17 protein-coding genes and 1 pseudogene are annotated in these 15178 nt (G+C 69.4%); 13 read left to right on the top strand and 5 right to left on the bottom strand.

Annotated elements, in window-relative coordinates:
* Nucleotides 1–24 precede the first annotated feature (24 nt).
* Nucleotides 25–1461: an aldehyde dehydrogenase family protein gene (locus tag V7702_RS09005; RefSeq protein WP_335649779.1), complete on the bottom strand. Its 1437-nt coding sequence runs from the start codon at nt 1459–1461 to the stop codon at nt 25–27.
* 165 nt (nt 1462–1626) lie between these two features.
* On the opposite strand from V7702_RS09005, the gene V7702_RS09000 reads away from it, so the two are divergent.
* The 6 genes from V7702_RS09000 (at nt 1627) to V7702_RS08975 (ending at nt 5215) form a co-directional block, all read left to right on the top strand.
* Entirely contained in the window at nt 1627–1833 is a 207-nt protein-coding gene (locus tag V7702_RS09000) for a hypothetical protein (protein WP_335649778.1), read from the top strand.
* A gap of 29 nt (nt 1834–1862) precedes the next feature.
* Nucleotides 1863–2597 carry an SDR family oxidoreductase gene (locus V7702_RS08995; RefSeq protein WP_335649777.1) on the top strand — a complete coding sequence of 245 codons (735 nt, stop codon included), beginning with the start codon at nt 1863–1865 and terminating at the stop codon, nt 2595–2597.
* A 37-nt stretch (nt 2598–2634) separates the two neighbouring features.
* Nucleotides 2635–3039 carry a dihydroneopterin aldolase gene (gene folB / locus V7702_RS08990; protein WP_335649798.1) on the top strand — a complete coding sequence of 135 codons (405 nt, stop codon included), beginning with the start codon at nt 2635–2637 and terminating at the stop codon, nt 3037–3039.
* 5 nt (nt 3040–3044) lie between these two features.
* On the top strand, nt 3045–3551 hold the full coding sequence (locus tag V7702_RS08985; RefSeq protein WP_335649776.1) for a hypothetical protein: 507 nt from the start codon (nt 3045–3047) through the stop codon (nt 3549–3551).
* 57 nt (nt 3552–3608) lie between these two features.
* Complete coding sequence (locus V7702_RS08980) at nt 3609–4016, top strand: DUF4870 family protein (protein WP_335649775.1); 408 nt, start codon at nt 3609–3611, stop codon at nt 4014–4016.
* 137 nt (nt 4017–4153) lie between these two features.
* Nucleotides 4154–5215 carry a tetratricopeptide repeat protein gene (locus V7702_RS08975; RefSeq protein WP_335649774.1) on the top strand — a complete coding sequence of 354 codons (1062 nt, stop codon included), beginning with the start codon at nt 4154–4156 and terminating at the stop codon, nt 5213–5215.
* A gap of 69 nt (nt 5216–5284) precedes the next feature.
* Here the strand turns inward: V7702_RS08975 and V7702_RS08970 are convergent, their stop codons facing one another.
* The gene (locus tag V7702_RS08970) at nt 5285–6172 is read right to left on the bottom strand and encodes a branched-chain amino acid aminotransferase (protein WP_335649773.1); all 888 of its coding nucleotides are present in this window, start codon (nt 6170–6172) and stop codon (nt 5285–5287) included.
* 143 nt (nt 6173–6315) lie between these two features.
* On the opposite strand from V7702_RS08970, the gene V7702_RS08965 reads away from it, so the two are divergent.
* A complete protein-coding gene (locus V7702_RS08965; protein ID WP_335649772.1) occupies nt 6316–7023 on the top strand; it encodes a response regulator in 708 nt (235 codons plus the stop codon).
* Nucleotides 7023–8369, top strand: a complete 1347-nt coding sequence (locus tag V7702_RS08960; protein WP_335649771.1) for an ATP-binding protein — start codon at nt 7023–7025, stop codon at nt 8367–8369. Before V7702_RS08965 ends, V7702_RS08960 begins: the two co-directional genes overlap by 1 nt.
* A gap of 3 nt (nt 8370–8372) precedes the next feature.
* Here V7702_RS08960 and proC read toward each other — a convergent pair whose 3' ends face one another.
* The 3 genes from proC to V7702_RS08945 all read right to left on the bottom strand — a co-directional run bounded on the left by proC (nt 8373) and on the right by V7702_RS08945 (nt 10114).
* Complete coding sequence (gene proC, locus V7702_RS08955) at nt 8373–9167, bottom strand: pyrroline-5-carboxylate reductase (RefSeq protein WP_335649770.1); 795 nt, start codon at nt 9165–9167, stop codon at nt 8373–8375.
* 64 nt (nt 9168–9231) lie between these two features.
* Nucleotides 9232–9735: a YbjN domain-containing protein gene (locus V7702_RS08950; protein WP_335649769.1), complete on the bottom strand. Its 504-nt coding sequence runs from the start codon at nt 9733–9735 to the stop codon at nt 9232–9234.
* Between the two features lie 148 nt (nt 9736–9883).
* Nucleotides 9884–10114: an accessory factor UbiK family protein gene (locus V7702_RS08945; protein ID WP_335649768.1), complete on the bottom strand. Its 231-nt coding sequence runs from the start codon at nt 10112–10114 to the stop codon at nt 9884–9886.
* A gap of 114 nt (nt 10115–10228) precedes the next feature.
* On the opposite strand from V7702_RS08945, the pseudogene lgt reads away from it, so the two are divergent.
* The 5 genes and pseudogenes from lgt to V7702_RS08920 all read left to right on the top strand — a co-directional run.
* Nucleotides 10229–11056 (top strand): annotated as a pseudogene (gene lgt, locus V7702_RS08940) (prolipoprotein diacylglyceryl transferase); the annotation flags it as partial.
* An 82-nt stretch (nt 11057–11138) separates the two neighbouring features.
* Nucleotides 11139–12200, top strand: a complete 1062-nt coding sequence (locus tag V7702_RS08935; RefSeq protein WP_335649797.1) for a class I SAM-dependent methyltransferase — start codon at nt 11139–11141, stop codon at nt 12198–12200.
* 2 nt (nt 12201–12202) lie between these two features.
* Complete coding sequence (pgeF, locus tag V7702_RS08930; RefSeq protein WP_335649767.1) at nt 12203–12985, top strand: peptidoglycan editing factor PgeF; 783 nt, start codon at nt 12203–12205, stop codon at nt 12983–12985.
* 83 nt (nt 12986–13068) lie between these two features.
* Entirely contained in the window at nt 13069–14004 is a 936-nt protein-coding gene (locus tag V7702_RS08925) for a ribose-phosphate pyrophosphokinase (RefSeq protein WP_300572532.1), read from the top strand.
* Between the two features lie 136 nt (nt 14005–14140).
* Nucleotides 14141–15172, top strand: coding sequence for a hypothetical protein (locus V7702_RS08920; RefSeq protein WP_335649766.1), 1032 nt, complete (start codon nt 14141–14143; stop codon nt 15170–15172).
* Nucleotides 15173–15178 lie beyond the last annotated feature (6 nt).

Raw genomic sequence — 15178 nt, 5'->3', positions numbered from 1 at the left:
GCCGCTGGTCTTTCGAGCCGAAGCCTACTCGGCGGCTTCCTTGGGCGCGTAGCCCATCACCGCCTTGACCTCGAGGAACTCGTGGAAGGCGAAGTCGCCCCACTCGCGCCCGTTGCCGCTCATCTTGAAGCCGCCGAAGGGGGCGGTCATGTCCGAGGCGCCGTTGATCGACACCTGGCCGGCGCGGAGCTTCGAAGCGACTTCGCGCGCCTTGGCCAGGTCGGCGCCGTTCACATAGGCCGCCAGGCCGTATTCGGTGTCGTTGCCGATGGCGATGGCCTGGTCGAGGCTCTCATAGCCGAGGATCGACAGGACGGGACCGAAGATCTCTTCCTTCGAGATCGTCATCTCCGGCTTCACATTGGCGAAGACGGTGGGCTTCACATAATAGCCCTTGTCCAGGCCCTCAGGCCGGCCAACGCCGCCGGCCACCAGGGTGGCGCCCTCATCGATGCCCTTCTGGATCAGGTCCTGGATCTTGTCCCACTGGGTCTTGGAGACCACCGGGCCCAGCATGGCGTTGCCGGTGGGCTCGCCCACCGTCACCTGGGCGGCGGCTTCCTTGGCCACGGCGATCGCCTCGTCCATGCGCTTGGTCGGCACGAGCATGCGGGTCGGGGCGTTACAAGACTGGCCGGAATTGGTCATGATCTGGCGCACGCCGCCGGCCACGCTCTTGGCGAAGACGTCGTCGTCCAGGACGATGTTCGGGCTCTTGCCGCCCAGTTCCTGGTGCACGCGCTTGACGGTCGGGGCGGCGTTCTTGGCCACCTCAATGCCGGCCCGGGTGGAGCCGGTGAAGGAGACCATGTCCACTTCCGGATGGGTCGAGAGCGGCACGCCGACGCCCAGGCCATCCCCATGAACCATGTTGAACACGCCGGCCGGCACGCCGGCCTCATGCATGATCTCGGCGAAGATCTGGCCGGTGAAGGGGGCCACTTCCGAAGGCTTGAGCACCATGGTGCAGCCGGTGGCCAGGGCCGGGGCGACCTTGCACATGATCTGGTTCAGCGGCCAGTTCCACGGCGTGATGAAGCTGCAGACGCCGATCGGCTCCTTGACGATCATCGTCGCGCCGCGGTCCTCCTCGAACTTGAAGTCCTTGAGGATGCCGATGGCGGTGGCCAGGTGGCCCATGCCGGCCGGCACCTGGGCGCGCTGGGCCAGCGAGGCCGGGGCGCCCATTTCCTCGGTGACGGCGTTGGCCAGGTCGCCGAAGCGCTTCTGGTACTCGGCCAGGACCCGCTGCATGACGTCCAGGCGCTCTTCGCGGGTGGTCTGCGACCAGGAGGCGAAGGCCTTGCGGGCGGCCTTCACGGCCTTGTCCACATCGGCTTCGGCGCCGAGCGCAATCTTGCCGGCCACCTCTTCATTGGCCGGATTGATGACGTCGAGGGTCTTGAGCGCGACCGGCTCGACCCACTGACCGTCGATGTAGAACTTGAGATACTCGCGCATGCCGTCCTCCTGGACCCTAGATTATCAGGCGCCGGCTCCGCGGCGCGCCGTTTCAAACAAGCATTTTAGTGATCGACGTTCACCAAGGGAATATCAATCCGGCTGCGCGGGGTCCGCGCCGTGCCTGCAGACCCAAGGTGGCCCGCCTGAAGCCCGCCCGCAACCATGCCCGGCGCCTTTCGCGTCCTGATCTGCGTCACCCTGGCTTGCGAGGGGGCGTGGGCCTCGTTAAAGCCCCAGGGGTCTTGGTCCTGTCTTGGTCCTGCGGACCCCTATTTCCGGAGCTGTTCGATGGTCGCCATCTTCACCATCCTGGTCTTCCTGGTCGTCATCGGCGCGATCAACTTCTACGAGTTCGGCCGGCTGGACTGATCGGATGATCCGCGCCGGAGCCTCGGGACTTGGTTGAGCCCCCGCGCGGGACGGCCCTGGTCACAGGGGCGGCGCGCCGCATCGGGCGGGTCCTGGCGCTGAGTTGCGCTGACGCCGGCTTCGACGTGGCCATCCACTGCCGGGTGATCGACGACGACGCCGAATCCGTCGCCGCCCAGGTCCGCGCCAAGGGCCGCAAGGCCGCCCTGGTCACCAGCGACCTGCGCAAGGAATCTGAGACCGCGCCCCTGATCAGCGCCGTCGAGGCCGAGCTCGGCCAAGTCACCCTGCTGGTCAACTGCGCCTCGGTCTTCGAGGAGGACGCCTTCGCCTCCATGAACCGCCATTCCTGGGACCTGCACATGGAGACCAATCTCCGCGGCCCCCTGGTGCTGGCCCAGGCCTTCGCCCGGCGGATCACCGGCGCGCGCCGCGGCCTGATCGTCAACATCCTGGACCAGCGGGTGCTGCGCACACGGCCGGCCTTCTTCTCCTATTCCCTCAGCAAGGCCGCCCTTTGGGAGGCCACCCGCATGATGGCTCAGGCCCTGGCGCCGCAGATCCGGGTGAACGGCATCGGCCCGGGACCGGTCCTGCCCTCCATCCACCAGGACGGCGACGAATTCGCCCAGGAAGCGGCCGCCACCCTGCTCGCCCGGCCTGTAGATCCCGCCGAGATCGCCCAGGCTCTGCGCTACCTCATTGACGCTCCGTCAGTGACGGGCCAGATGATCGCCATAGATTCCGGTCAGCATCTGGCCTGACCACCGCCGTATAGCCCCGGAGGGCGCGCCCTTGGCCCTGTCGCCCGTCACCGAACAAGACCAGCCCCAGGACGTCGGCGTCACCCGCGTGGTGGCCAGCAAGATCTTCGTCTCCGGCCTCAAGGTGGACGCCTATGTGGGAATCTACGCCCACGAGCGCGGTCGCAGCCAGCCCCTGATCATCGATGTTGAGCTGGACGCCGCCATCGCCGGCGCCGAGCATCTGTCGGAGACGGTGAACTACGAACTGGTGGCCGAGGCCGCCCGCGCCCTGGTCGCCAGCGGCCATATCGGCCTGGTCGAAACCTTCGCCGAACAGCTGGCCCGCGCCTGTCTGGCCGACCCCAGGGTCAGCCGCGCCCGGGTGCGGGTGGACAAGCCCATGGCGCTCGCCCCGCATGCGGCCAGCGCCGGGGTCGAGGTCGTCCTCGTCCGGTCCTGAACCCCATGGCCACGGTCCACAGGGCGCGCATCTCCCCGCTCCTGCCCCCGACCGAATGGACGCTGGAGAATGGCGAACTGGTCGAGCGCCGCGGCGCGCGGGTTCGCCGCTTCCCCCTTTCGGGCCTGCGCCGCCTGAGCATTGCCGATGGCTTGGCGCGGGCGGACTTCGCCCGAGGTCGGGCGCGCATTCCCGCCCGCAGCTTCGTCTCCGGCCTGAGACTGGAGCGCCACGACGACACCTTCATCGCCCTGACCGAAGCCCTGGCCGCGCAAGCGACGGACGCCGCGCCGCAGGTCCGCCTGGGCCAGGCCCGCCCGCAGGCGGGTGAAATGGTGGTCTGGACCATCGCCCTCTGCGGCGCCGGCGCGGTGGCGGTCATCGGCGCGGCCGGGCTGATCGGCGCCTGGGCGCTTGGCCTGGCGCTCGCCGCGCGCCTGGTCTTCGTGCTGATCCTGGCCGCCGCGGCCCTGCCCTGGATCGAACGGGGACGCCGCATAACGCCGAATTAAGGTGCTCGCGCGCGCCTGGCGCCTCAAGATCGCCGTCAACGCCTCAAGGAGCCCACGATGAGCGACGCCATTCCCCCGGCCCCAGCCGCCGCCCCCAGTGAGGACCGCACCATGCCTGCGGTGGTCTATGGGCTCTACCTGCTTGGCCTGGCGAACGGCCTCACCATCCTGATCGGCCTCATCATCGCCTATGCCAATCGCAGCGGGGCCGGCCCGATCATGGCCAGCCACTACACCTTCCAGATCCGCACCTTCTGGCTGGCCATCGGCTGGTTCGTGATCGGCGGGGTGATGGTGCTGTTTGGCATTCCGCTGTCCATCGTGCTGATCGGTATTCCCGCCGTGATGCTGGGCGTCTTCATCATGGGCGCCGTCGGCGTCTGGTTCGCCGTGCGCTGCGTGCTCGGCGTCATCTACCTGGCCCGGGGCGAGGCCTATCCGCGCCCCAACAACTGGCTGATCTAGAGGCGCCGAACGCCCAGGGGAGCGGCGAGCACGCCCTGGGCGCCGGCTTGCGCCCCCTACGGGTTGCAACGGCTTGAGCCTGGGGCCGCCGGGCCGGCAAGCTTGACCTTGCCGGAGCTGGGCCTGAGGGGGAACGCATGCTGGGTCGAATCATCGGACTTGCCTTGGCGGTCGCCCTGTGGGGCGCCGCCTATGTGATCCTCAATCCCGGCGGTCTCGACGGACGGATCCCCGCCGTGGGCCTGGGCGCCTTCGAAAGCGTCCGCTTGGGATTGGGCATCGCCGCGGGCCTGCTGGGTGCGGCCCTGGCCGCCGCGGCCCTGATGCGCGCGCCCGAGCGACCCCCGGCCCGGGACCGGCTGGCGCCGCTGATCGACGCTCACGAAGGCGAAGCCGACGGCCTCGATCCGTCGGACGAGCCCCTGCCCTTTTCGTCAGCCAGCGCCACGGCCCCTCTGCAGGCGCCGACCCTTGAGGCTGAACCCGCGCCCTTCCCCCTGGAATTGGACACCGGCGTGCAACCGACGCCGCCAGTCGTCGTCCAGGCCGAACTCGCGCCGGAGCCCGAACCCGAAGTCGCCGCCATGCCGGCCGAGCCCGAGCCCGAGGCCGCCGCGGAGTCCCCGCCGCCTGAGGATTTCGACGCGGCGCGGGACGCCCTTCGACGACACGCGCGGGACGAGGCCTGGGGGCCGGCGTCCCTGGCCCTTCAACGGGTAGAAGCCCTGGCGCAGGACGACCGTCAGCACGCCCTGGCTGCCCAGGACGCCGGTGACTTCTCCCGCGCCCAGGGGAAGACCGACGACGCCATCGAGGCCTATGACCTGGCCCTGGCCCATGCGCGGATGACCGGCCAGCAAGACCTGATCGCCGACGCCCTGATCAATGCGGGCGACATGGCCTATGAGGAGCATCGCCTCGACGCCGCCGTCGAGAACTACGAGGCCGCCGTCGCCCTGCGCCGCGATCTCGCCCAGGCGGTCGGAACCGCCGAGCCCCGCCGCGCCCTGTCCATCGCCCTCGAACGCCTGGCCGACGCCCGGGAGGACCGGGGCCATCGCAGCCGGGCCCTGGACCTCTATCGCGAGAGCGAGGCCCTGGCGGCCGAACTGGCCGAGGCCGACGCCGCCCGCTATGGCGGCGATCTGGCCGCCACCCGCCAGCGGCTGGAAGAGCTGGAAGCCCGCATCCTGGCCTGAGGCCCGAACGAAAATCGCCCCCTCTGCGGATGCAAAGGGGGCGACTGGTTTCGAAACTGGTGCGACCGATCAGGCCGGTTGGAGCTGCCGGCGGACCATCTTGGCGTAGTCGTCCATCAGGCTGAGCGAGATATTGCCCGGGGTGAAGCTGTACTCGCCGATCTGCGAGACAGGGGTCACCTCGGCCGCCGTGCCGACCACGAAGCATTCGGTGAAGCCGGCCAGTTCCTCAGGCTTGATGTGGCGCTCGACCACCTCGAAGCCCTTGGCCTTGGCGAGCGCGATCACCGACTGGCGGGTGATGCCGTTCAGGAAGCAGTCGGGGGTGGGCGTATGCAGCACCCCGTCCTTGACGAAGAACACATTCGACCCGGTGCTCTCGGCCACATAGCCGCGGTAGTCGAGCATCATGGCGTCGGTGAACCCGTCCTTCTCCGCGGCGTGCTTGGAGATGGTGCAGATCATGTAGAGGCCGGTCGCCTTGGCGTGGACCGGCTCGGTCTCCGGCGAAGGGCGCTTGTACTTGGCCCAGCACATGCGGATGCCCTTGGCCTTTTCAGCAGGACTGAAATAGCTCGGCCATTCCCAAACCGCGACGGCCACATGGATCTTGGTGTCCTGAGCCGAAACCCCGATCATCTCCGAACCGCGCCAGGCGATGGGTCGGACATAGGCGTCGGTCAGGCCGTTCTTGGCGCAGGTGTCCTTGCAGGCCTGATCGATCTCGGCCACCGTGAACGGGATCTCGAAGTCGAGGATCTCCGCCGACTTAAACAGGCGCTCGGTATGTTCGGTAAGCTTGTAGATCTCTCCGCCATACATCCGCTCGCCTTCGAACACCGCCGAGGCGTAGTGGAGGCCGTGCGTCAATACGTGCACCTTCGCCTCGCGCCAGGCCACGAACTGGCCATCCAGCCAGATCCATCCGTCGCGATCGTCAAAGGGAACGAGAGACATAGGCGTAGAGCCTCCTTTCAATGCGCCCCCCTTACAGCGCCGCAAGCCGCGCTCGTCAAACGAAATGGCCACGCCTCGGCATGGCGGCGCGCCTGCGGGCGGCCTATCCTGATCGCCGCGTTCAACGGGGAGCCCGCCTGCGCATGAGCCTCGCCGAAGCCTCCGGCCCCGCCCGACATCTGCTGGTGGTCGATGATGACGACCGCATCCGCGATCTCTTGAAGGCCTTCCTCAGCCGGGAGGGCTATCGGGTGACCACGGCGTCCGGCGGCGAGGGCGCCCGGCGGCTGCTGGAGAGCCTGGATTTCGACCTGGCGGTGTTCGACGTGATGATGCCGGGCGAAGACGGCGTGTCCCTGACCCGCTGGCTGCGCGGGCGCAGCGGCGCGGCCGGTCGCACCCCGGTCCTGATGCTGACCGCCCGCGGCGAGGCCGAGCACCGGATCGAGGGCCTGCAGGTCGGCGCCGACGACTATCTGGGCAAGCCGTTCGAGCCCCAGGAGCTGTTGCTGCGGATCGGCGCCATCCTGCGGCGCACAGCCGAGCGACCGGCCGTTGGAAGCGCCCTGGCCCTTGGCCTCTGCGTCTTCGACCCGGCCCGCGGCGAGCTCAGCCAGGACGGGGCGCCGGTCCGCCTGACCGAGGGCGAGGCCGCCCTGTTGAAGCGCCTGGCCCAGACCCCGCACGAGCCTGTGGATCGCCTCGAGCTCGCCCGCGATACCGTCGATCCCTCCGGCCGGGCCGTGGACGTGCAGGTCACCCGCCTGCGCCGCAAGATCGAGACCGATCCCAAGGCCCCCCGCTATCTCCAGACTGTTCGCGGCGTGGGTTACATGCTGGCGCCCGACTGATGCGCCTCAGGGTCACGCCCCGTTATCTGGCCCGGTGGATCAAGCGCCGGCTGCCGACCAGCCTGTTCGGACGGTCCCTGCTGATCATCGTCCTGCCGGTGGCCCTGATGCAGGTGGCGGTGACCTGGATCTTCTTCGACGCCCACTGGGACACAGTCACCAGCCGGCTGTCAGACGGCCTGGCCGGGGAAGTGGCCTGGGCGGTAGAGGGCTATCAGGACGACAAGAGCCCCGAGGCCTTCGCCGTCCTGACGCGGCGGGCCGAGGAGTCCTTAAGCCTCTCCATCGCCCTGCAGGAGGGGCGGGTCCTGCCCCAGAACCGGCGCTACTCGTTCTTCGCGCCCGTAGACCGGGCCCTCAAGCGCGCCCTGGCCGAGCGGCTGGACGCCCCCTTCTGGTTCGACACCACCCGCTATCCCGCCTATGTGGACATCCGGGTGCAGGTGGATGAGGGCGTGCTGCGGGTGCTGGCGCCCCGGGACCGGGCCTTCGCCACCCAGGGGCACATCTTCATCCTCTGGATGACGGTGGCGACGCTGCTGCTGACCGCGGTGGCCATCCTCTTCATCCGCAATCAGACCCGGGCCATCGAGCGGCTGGCCTCGGCCGCCGACGCCTTTGGCCGCGGGGTGGACGACACCGGCTTCAAGCCCCACGGCGCCCGCGAGGTCCGCCAGGCGGCCCACGCCTTCCTGTCCATGAAGTCGCGCATCCAGCGCCATATCGAACAGCGCACCGCCCTGCTGGCCTCGGTCAGCCACGACCTGCGCACGCCGCTCACCCGCCTGAAGCTGGAGCTGGCCCTGGCGCCGCCGGGGACACGCACCGCCGAGATGAAGCGGGACCTGGCCGAGATGGAGCACATGATCGACGAGTACCTGGCCTTCGCCCGCGGCGAGGGGGGCGAGGCGGTGGAGGACGTCGCGCTGGGTCCTCTCCTGGCCGAGGTGGCCGAGGGCGCGATCCGCGCCGGCGCCCGGGTCCGGGTCGAGGCGCCCGACGATCTGACCGCCCGGGTGCGGCCCAGCGCCCTGAGGCGCGCGGTCTCCAACCTGGTGATGAACGCCGCCGTCCACGGGGAGACCGTCGAGGTGGTGGCCCGACGCCTGCCTTCAGGCGGGGTGGAGATCGCCGTGGATGACGACGGCCCGGGCATTCCGGCAGCCCAGTACGAGGACGCCTTCAAGGCGTTCAACCGCCTGGATGAGGCGCGCAATCAGAACATCAAGGGCGTGGGCCTGGGCCTCGCCATCGCCCGGGACGTGGCCCGCGGCCATGGGGGCGAGGTGCTGCTGGACCGTTCCCCGCTGGGTGGCCTGCGCGCGGCGATCCGGCTGCCAGCCTAGGACTCAGGCGCCCAGTTCACGCGACCGTCGGGCCGCGGCGGCGACGGCGGTTTCGAGGAGCGGGCCAAGGCCACCCTCGCCCATCAGGACCTCCAGCGCCGCCTGGGTCGTGCCGCCCGGCGAGGTGACCTGCTTACGCAACTCGGCCGGCTCCTCGCCGCTGTCGGCCAGCAGGGCCGCGGCGCCGGCGATGGTGGCGCGCGCCAGTCGCTGGGCCGACGCCGCCGGCAGGCCGGCCGCCGCGCCCGCAGCCTCCAGGGCCTCGACGAAGGCGTAGAGATAGGCCGGCGCCGAACCCGACACCGCGGTGGCGGCGTGCATCAGTTCCTCGTCCTCCAGCTCGACCACCGCGCCGACGGCGGCGAACAGGACCTGCGCCCGGGCGGCGGCGGCCGGATCGGTGGCGTAGAGGCTGGCCGTGCCCTGGCCGATGGCTGCGGCCGTGGTCGGCATGATCCGGGCGACGGCGCGGCCGCCAAAGGCCTTGGAGATCTCAGCGGCCGGTACGCCCGCGGCGATGGAGACAATGACCGCGTCGGCCGCCAAAGCCTGGCTCACCTCGCCGGCCGCCTCGCGCCAGAGCTGGGGCTTCACCGCCAGCAGGACCGTTTCCGCCTGGCCCATGGCCGAGAGGTCAGGATCGTGGCGCGCGCCGTCGGCGATCGCCGCCTTGGCCTCATCGCCCGGATAGGGATCGCGGATCATCAGGTCGGCGGGCGACAGCAGGCCCGCGCGCCGCCAGCCGGAGATCAGCGCCCCGCCCATGCGGCCGGCGCCCAGCATCAGCAATGGCCCCATCGGATCCTCCCTCACATCTGCGGCGGGAGGGTTCTAGCGAAGGGGGCGCGTCAGGGCGAGGCCCTCAGGCCTCGCCGACCGTCTCGAACATGCAGGCGGCCATGGCTTCGGCCGGGGTCTTGGCGCCGCGAACCATGAAGTCGAAGGCCGGGAAGAAGCGGTCGGCGCCTTCCACCGCGATGTCGATCATGGCGGCGGCCTGCGACAGGCTGGGCCGCTCGGCGCTGGTCAAGGCCATGGCGTGGCGGAAGACAATCTCGCCCTCGTCCCACAGCTCGAAATGGCCGAGCCAGAGGCGCTGATTGACCAAGCCGATCAGCTCATGGGCCGGCGCGCGCGCGGCGGTCGCCACCGTATGGCCCAGGGCCAGGCAGAGCTGCAGGCAGTCGGCCTCGGGACGCCAGGCGAACCAGAGTTCGTAGTCTTTCCACTCGCCGGCCAGGGTGAAGGCCAGGTCGCCGTCTTCGGTACGGTCGAATTCGAGGTTCTCGGCCGTAAGCACGTGTTCGACGACATCCAGGGGATCGAGACCGAGAACGACGTCTTCGTCAGGCTGGGGCATATCCATGGAACCCACGGTCCTTTCGCTGCGGTGGGTCAGGCGCGAGGCCCGACCGACTCACCGACAGTCATGAAACTAATCTGCTTCGAGGGTTTGCTGTCACCGGCTTCTTCCCGGGCGCGAGCCTCGTTCGCGTATTCGTGAACGCCGGTATTCAGGCGTTTGGCGCCTGTCCGCGCAGGGCGTCGAGTTCGCCGCGCAGGGCGGCCACTTCGGCCTTCAAGGCCTCGAACTCCTCGCGTCGGATCAAATCCAGTTCGGCCGCGGCGCGGTCGGCCTGGGCGCGGAAGGCCGATTTGGCCTCCTCGCTCGCGGTCTGGGCCATGCCCATGGCCGCCGTGGTCAGCTTGGCGATCTCGTCGAGGAAGGGATTCTGAGTCTGCATCGTCGGCTCTAAAGCGCGGGACAGGCCGCCGCGCCCCCGCAATATGGGGCGCCGGGGGATGAATGCGAAGGGCTTCTCCGCTAAACAGACGCGAATTGGCTGGAGAACTTGCCGGTGCCCTTCCCCGAATTCGACCCCGTTCTGATCCAGATCGGACCTTTCGCCATCCGCTGGTACGCCCTGGCCTATGTCGCCGGGATCCTGCTCGGCTGGCGCTATGTGGTGACCATGGTGCGCAATCCGCGCCTGGCGCCCGCCCGCGGGCCAGCGGCCACGCCCGTCCAGATCGACGACCTGATCCTGTGGGTGACCCTGGGGATCATCCTCGGCGGCCGGCTGGGCTACATCCTGTTCTACAGCCCCGCAGTGATCTGGACCAACCCGGTCGAGATCCTGCAGGTCTGGCACGGCGGCATGAGCTTCCACGGCGGGGCGCTCGGCGTGATGCTGGCCATCATCGGCTTCTCCCGGGCCAATGGCCTGGACCTCCTGAGGCTCGGCGACCTGGTGGCGGCCTGCGCCCCCATCGGCCTGTTCTTCGGACGCATCGCCAACTTCATCAATGGCGAGCTCTGGGGCCGTCCCACCGAGGTCCCCTGGGGGGTGATCTTCCCCGGCGCCGGACCCTATCCCCGCCATCCCAGCCAGCTCTACGAAGCCCTGCTCGAAGGGATCGTGCTCTTCGTCATCCTGCGGATCGCCACCCACAGGGCCCACTGGCTGGAGCGCCGTGGCGCGGTGGCTGGCCTGTTCCTGATCGGCTATGCGGTGTTCCGCACCCTGGTGGAGCAGGTGCGCGAGCCTGACAGCTACCTGCCCGACTTCCCGCTGGGCCTCACCATGGGGATGATGCTGAGCCTGCCCATGCTGCTGGGCGGCGCCTTCCTGATCTGGCGCGGCCTGCATGAGCCGGTTCCACCTACGGCAGCAGCCGAGCCAGCGATCGACTCGCCCGCCCCGCCGCCGCCTGCGGGCCAGGACCCCAAGGATGATCCCTTCCGTATCCGCCCGGCTCCCGGCGCCGATGGACCTGCGTGAACGCCTGGCGGCGCAGATCGCCGCCACCGGACCGCTGAGCCTGGCCCAGTACATGACCATCTGCCTGCACGATCCGCAGGCGGGCTACTACGCCACCCGGCCAGGACTTGGGGCGGCCGGCGACTTCATCACCGCCCCCCTCGTCAGCCAGATGTTCGGCGAGCTGATCGGCCTATGGGCGGCCGCCACCTGGCAGGCCATGGGATCGCCCTCGCCCTTTCGACTGGTTGAGATGGGACCCGGCGACGGAACTCTGATGGCCGATCTGCTGCGGGCCGGGCGGACGCTTCCGGGGTTCGTCGAGGCCGCCGAGCTGTGGCTGGTCGAGGTGTCGGCGCCCCTACGAAGGCTGCAGGCCGAGCGCCTGGAAGAGGCCGCGCCCCAGTGGGCCGACAGTCTGGACGCCGTGCCGGTGGGCGCGCCGATGATTCTGGTGGCCAATGAGCTGCTGGACTGCCTGCCGACCCAACAGTTCGTGCGCACCGAGAAGGGCTGGGCCGAGCGGATGGTCGGGCTGAACGAAGCCGGCGAGCTCGTCTTCGGCCTCTCCGCCCCCCTGCCTCCCGACGGCCGCCACGGCGAGGTGGGCGCGGTGTTCGAAACCTCGCCGGCCCAGGCGGCCCTGGGCGCGCAGATCGGCGCCCGGCTGGCCGCCGATGGCGGCGCGGCCCTGCTGATCGATTATGGCCCGGCGGCCGGCGAGGCCGGCGGCGACACCTTTCAGGCGCTCAAGGGCCACGAAAAGGTCGATCCCCTGGCCTGTCCTGGCCAAGCGGACCTGACCTTCCACGCTGATTTCCCCGCCGTTGCGCTGGCGGCCAAGGCCGAAGGCGCCACGGCCGCCCCCCTGTTGACCCAGGCGGAGTTTCTGCGCCGCCTGGGGATCGAAGCTCGGGCCCAGGCCCTGGCCACGGCCCGACCCGAGCGCGCCGCCCAGGTCGGGCGGCAGTTCGACCGCCTGACCGCCCCCGACCAGATGGGCGCCCTCTTCAAGGTCCTGTGCCTGCATGGGCCGGGCCTTGTCCCTCCAGCCTTCGAGGCGGACTGATCATGACCGACGCCGTTTCATCCCTGCCGGTGATCACCTCGCCCCTGCTGCAGGCCGCGGGCGTCCGCCACGCCTTCTTCACCCGCCAGGGCGGGGTCTCCACCGGACTCTATACGTCCCTGAACGTGGGGCCGGGCTCAGGCGACTCGCCGGAGGACGTGGCCGAGAACCGTCGCCGGGCCGCCGCCTGGTTCGGCCTTCCGCACGAGGCGCTCAACACCTGCCATCAGGTCCATTCCGCCCGCGCCGAGATCGCCGAGCGCCCCTGGGGCGCGGCTCGACCGGAGGCCGACGCCGTGGTGACCCGGACGCCTGGCCTGATCTGCGGCGCCCTGGCCGCCGACTGCGCCCCCATCCTGATGGCCGACAAGGCCGCCGGCGTTGTCGCCGCAGCCCATGCCGGCTGGAAGGGCGCCCTGGGCGGGGTGGTCGCCGACACGGTCGCCAAGATGGAGAGCCTGGGCGCGCGGCGGGACAGCATTCTGGCCGCCGTCGGCCCCTGCATCGGGCCGAAGTCCTATGAGGTGGGGCTAGAGTTCCTCGAACAGTTCACGGCGGTGGACGACGCCAACGCGCGGTTCTTCCGCCCGGCCGTGGCGTCGGACAAGCGCATGTTCGATCTGCCGGCCTTCGTCCTGGCCCAGATCGCCGCCACAGGCGTCCTCCAATGCGAATGGATGGGCCGCGACACCTGCGCCGAGCCTGACCATTTCTTCTCCAACCGGCGCGCCTTCCACCTGGGCGAGGCCGACTATGGGCGGCTGCTGTCGGCCATCGTTCTGTAGAGCGGCGTCACCAGGGGTTGCCGCGGGTCCGCCCCCTGGATTAAAGCCCGCCTGACCGACGCGGACCGACCTCGGGAGAATCCATGAAGCTGCTGGCGGGCAATTCAAACCAGGCTCTCGCCCAGGCCGTCTCCGACCATCTCGACATCCCCCTGACCAAGGCCCAGGTGAAGCGGTTCGCCGACAACGAGGTCTGGGTGACCATCGACGAGAATGTCCGCGGCGAGGACGTCTTCGTCATCCAGTCCACCAGCTACCCCACCAATGACAATCTGATGGAGCTGCTGATCTGCATCGATGCGCTGAAACGCGCCTCGGCCCGGCGGATCACCGCGGTGATGCCCTATTTCGGCTATGCGCGTCAGGACCGGAAGACTGGCGGCCGCACGCCGATCTCCGCCAAGCTGGTCTCCAACCTGATCACCCGCGCCGGCGCCGACCGGGTCCTGACCATGGATCTGCACTCGGGCCAGATTCAGGGCTTCTTCGACATTCCCACCGACAACCTGCTGTCGGCGCCCCTGCTGGCCAACGACATGAAGGCCCACTACCCCAAGCCCGACGAGCTGATGATCGTTTCGCCGGACGTGGGCGGGGTGGTCCGCGCCCTGGCCGTCGCCAGCCGCCTGAACGCCGAACTGGCCATCGTCGACAAGCGCCGCTCGGGCCCCGGCAAGAGCGAGGTGGCCAACATCATCGGTGATGTCGAGGGCCGCCGCTGCGTGCTGTTCGACGACATCATCGACGGCGGCGGCACCCTCTGCAACGCCGCCCAGGCCCTGGTGGACGGCGGCGCCTCCGAGGTTTCGGCCTATGTCACCCATGGGGTGCTGTCGGGCGCGGCCATCGAACGGGTCGGCGCCTCGGTGCTGAAAGAGTTGGTGATGACCGATTCCATCAGCTCGCCCGAACGGGCCGCCTCGGCCGACAAGATTCGCTATGTGAGCTGCGCGGCCCTGATCGGCGAGGCCATTCGACGCATCGCCAACGAAGAGTCGGTCTCCAAGCTCTTTGACTGAATGGCCGGACGCGCTCGCCCAAGGCGGGAGGTCACTGGTAAAGCTTGGTAAACAGTAGTTTACCAAGCTCGGGCCATGATCTCGCCCGACCGAGCATGCTATGTTCGGCGGCGTTTCGTTTAGGGAAGATCCACCCATGAGCTCGGCTTACAGCTTCCGCGGCGCGCTCACCGCGTTCGCTCTGATCGGCGCCGCCACCCTGGCGGGCTGCGCGGACCCCAAGCCCGAGCCGGTGGCGCCCCCGCCGCCGCCCGTGGCCCTCGCGCCGTCTCTGATCGAGCAGGCCAGCGCCTATCGCTTCTATATGTCCAGGTCCTCGGCCATCTCGCCGGCCTTCGATGACGGCGCCGAGATCGCCAGCTCGCTCAAGACCGGCGTCGCTTATGAGCCGATCCAGTTCCTGAAGGGCGCCGTGGCCTATGGCGCCGTGGCCGCCCTGCAGAACGAAGAATTCGTCGCCGCCGTCCGCACCTATTCGATCGATCCCGAGACGCGGAACAAGATGTTCGCCGATCTGATCGCCGATCCCAACTACGCTGCCAGCCTGCCTGGCGCCAAGGGCGCGGCGGGCCTGGTGATCGCCGCCTATGGCGCCGAGGGTAAGCGCCTGTTCGAGACCGGCTCCGCCGTCAAGCAGGCGGCCTATGACGTGCAGAAGGCCAAATGGTCCAAGGCCGACGTCGAGAACCGAGCCCTGCGTCTGTCCCAGGCCAAGGCGCTCTCGGCCACCCCGATCGTCGGCGAGCTGGAAGAGACCGCCCGCCTGCAACAGGCCGCGCTGGGCGCCGGCGTGCTGGAGCTGTCGGCCGAGCCGGCCGAGCCGCCCTACAGCCGCATGGTCGCGCGCAGCCTGGCCGTGGCCGCCCTGGCTGTCCTGGGCGAGGCCGGCGAGAACCGCGCCGACCTGCTGACCGCCGTCATGGTCGAACCCACCTCGGCCTCCTGCCTGAACATGGCCAAGCTGAACCTCTATCAGTGCCTGGCGGTGTCCATGCCGCACTATGAGGACGTGTTCTGCCTCGGCCAGCACGCCCTGATGGACACTGGCCAATGCCTGATGAAGGGCGCGGGCCTGGCCGATCCCACCAAGACCGCCGCCGTCGTTCAGGTGGCTGAAACGGGTGCGGCCTCGGAAACGGCGGCTGTCACGGAGGCGAAAAAGCACTGAAGGCTT

Origin of the sequence: Phenylobacterium sp., assembly GCF_036963605.1 — a bacterium.
In the GTDB taxonomy this organism is placed as follows: Bacteria; Pseudomonadota; Alphaproteobacteria; order Caulobacterales; family Caulobacteraceae; genus Phenylobacterium.
The sequence above is the reverse complement of the archived record's forward strand: the minus strand, read 5'-3'. Positions and strand labels throughout refer to the sequence as shown.

Bases quoted from the DNA above. Each gene is read 5' to 3' on its own strand.
- V7702_RS09005 (WP_335649779.1), bottom strand. From the start codon at position 1,461: ATGCGCGAGTATCTCAAGTTCTACATCGACGGTCAGTGGGTCGAGCCG.
- V7702_RS09000 (WP_335649778.1), top strand. From the start codon at position 1,627: ATGCCCGGCGCCTTTCGCGTCCTGATCTGCGTCACCCTGGCTTGCGAG.
- V7702_RS08985 (WP_335649776.1), top strand. From the start codon at position 3,045: ATGGCCACGGTCCACAGGGCGCGCATCTCCCCGCTCCTGCCCCCGACC.
- V7702_RS08980 (WP_335649775.1), top strand. From the start codon at position 3,609: ATGAGCGACGCCATTCCCCCGGCCCCAGCCGCCGCCCCCAGTGAGGAC.
- V7702_RS08975 (WP_335649774.1), top strand. From the start codon at position 4,154: ATGCTGGGTCGAATCATCGGACTTGCCTTGGCGGTCGCCCTGTGGGGC.
- V7702_RS08970 (WP_335649773.1), bottom strand. From the start codon at position 6,172: ATGTCTCTCGTTCCCTTTGACGATCGCGACGGATGGATCTGGCTGGAT.
- V7702_RS08965 (WP_335649772.1), top strand. From the start codon at position 6,316: ATGAGCCTCGCCGAAGCCTCCGGCCCCGCCCGACATCTGCTGGTGGTC.
- V7702_RS08960 (WP_335649771.1), top strand. From the start codon at position 7,023: ATGCGCCTCAGGGTCACGCCCCGTTATCTGGCCCGGTGGATCAAGCGC.
- proC (WP_335649770.1), bottom strand. From the start codon at position 9,167: ATGGGGCCATTGCTGATGCTGGGCGCCGGCCGCATGGGCGGGGCGCTG.
- V7702_RS08950 (WP_335649769.1), bottom strand. From the start codon at position 9,735: ATGGATATGCCCCAGCCTGACGAAGACGTCGTTCTCGGTCTCGATCCC.
- V7702_RS08945 (WP_335649768.1), bottom strand. From the start codon at position 10,114: ATGCAGACTCAGAATCCCTTCCTCGACGAGATCGCCAAGCTGACCACG.
- V7702_RS08935 (WP_335649797.1), top strand. From the start codon at position 11,139: ATGGACCTGCGTGAACGCCTGGCGGCGCAGATCGCCGCCACCGGACCG.
- pgeF (WP_335649767.1), top strand. From the start codon at position 12,203: ATGACCGACGCCGTTTCATCCCTGCCGGTGATCACCTCGCCCCTGCTG.
- V7702_RS08925 (WP_300572532.1), top strand. From the start codon at position 13,069: ATGAAGCTGCTGGCGGGCAATTCAAACCAGGCTCTCGCCCAGGCCGTC.
- V7702_RS08920 (WP_335649766.1), top strand. From the start codon at position 14,141: ATGAGCTCGGCTTACAGCTTCCGCGGCGCGCTCACCGCGTTCGCTCTG.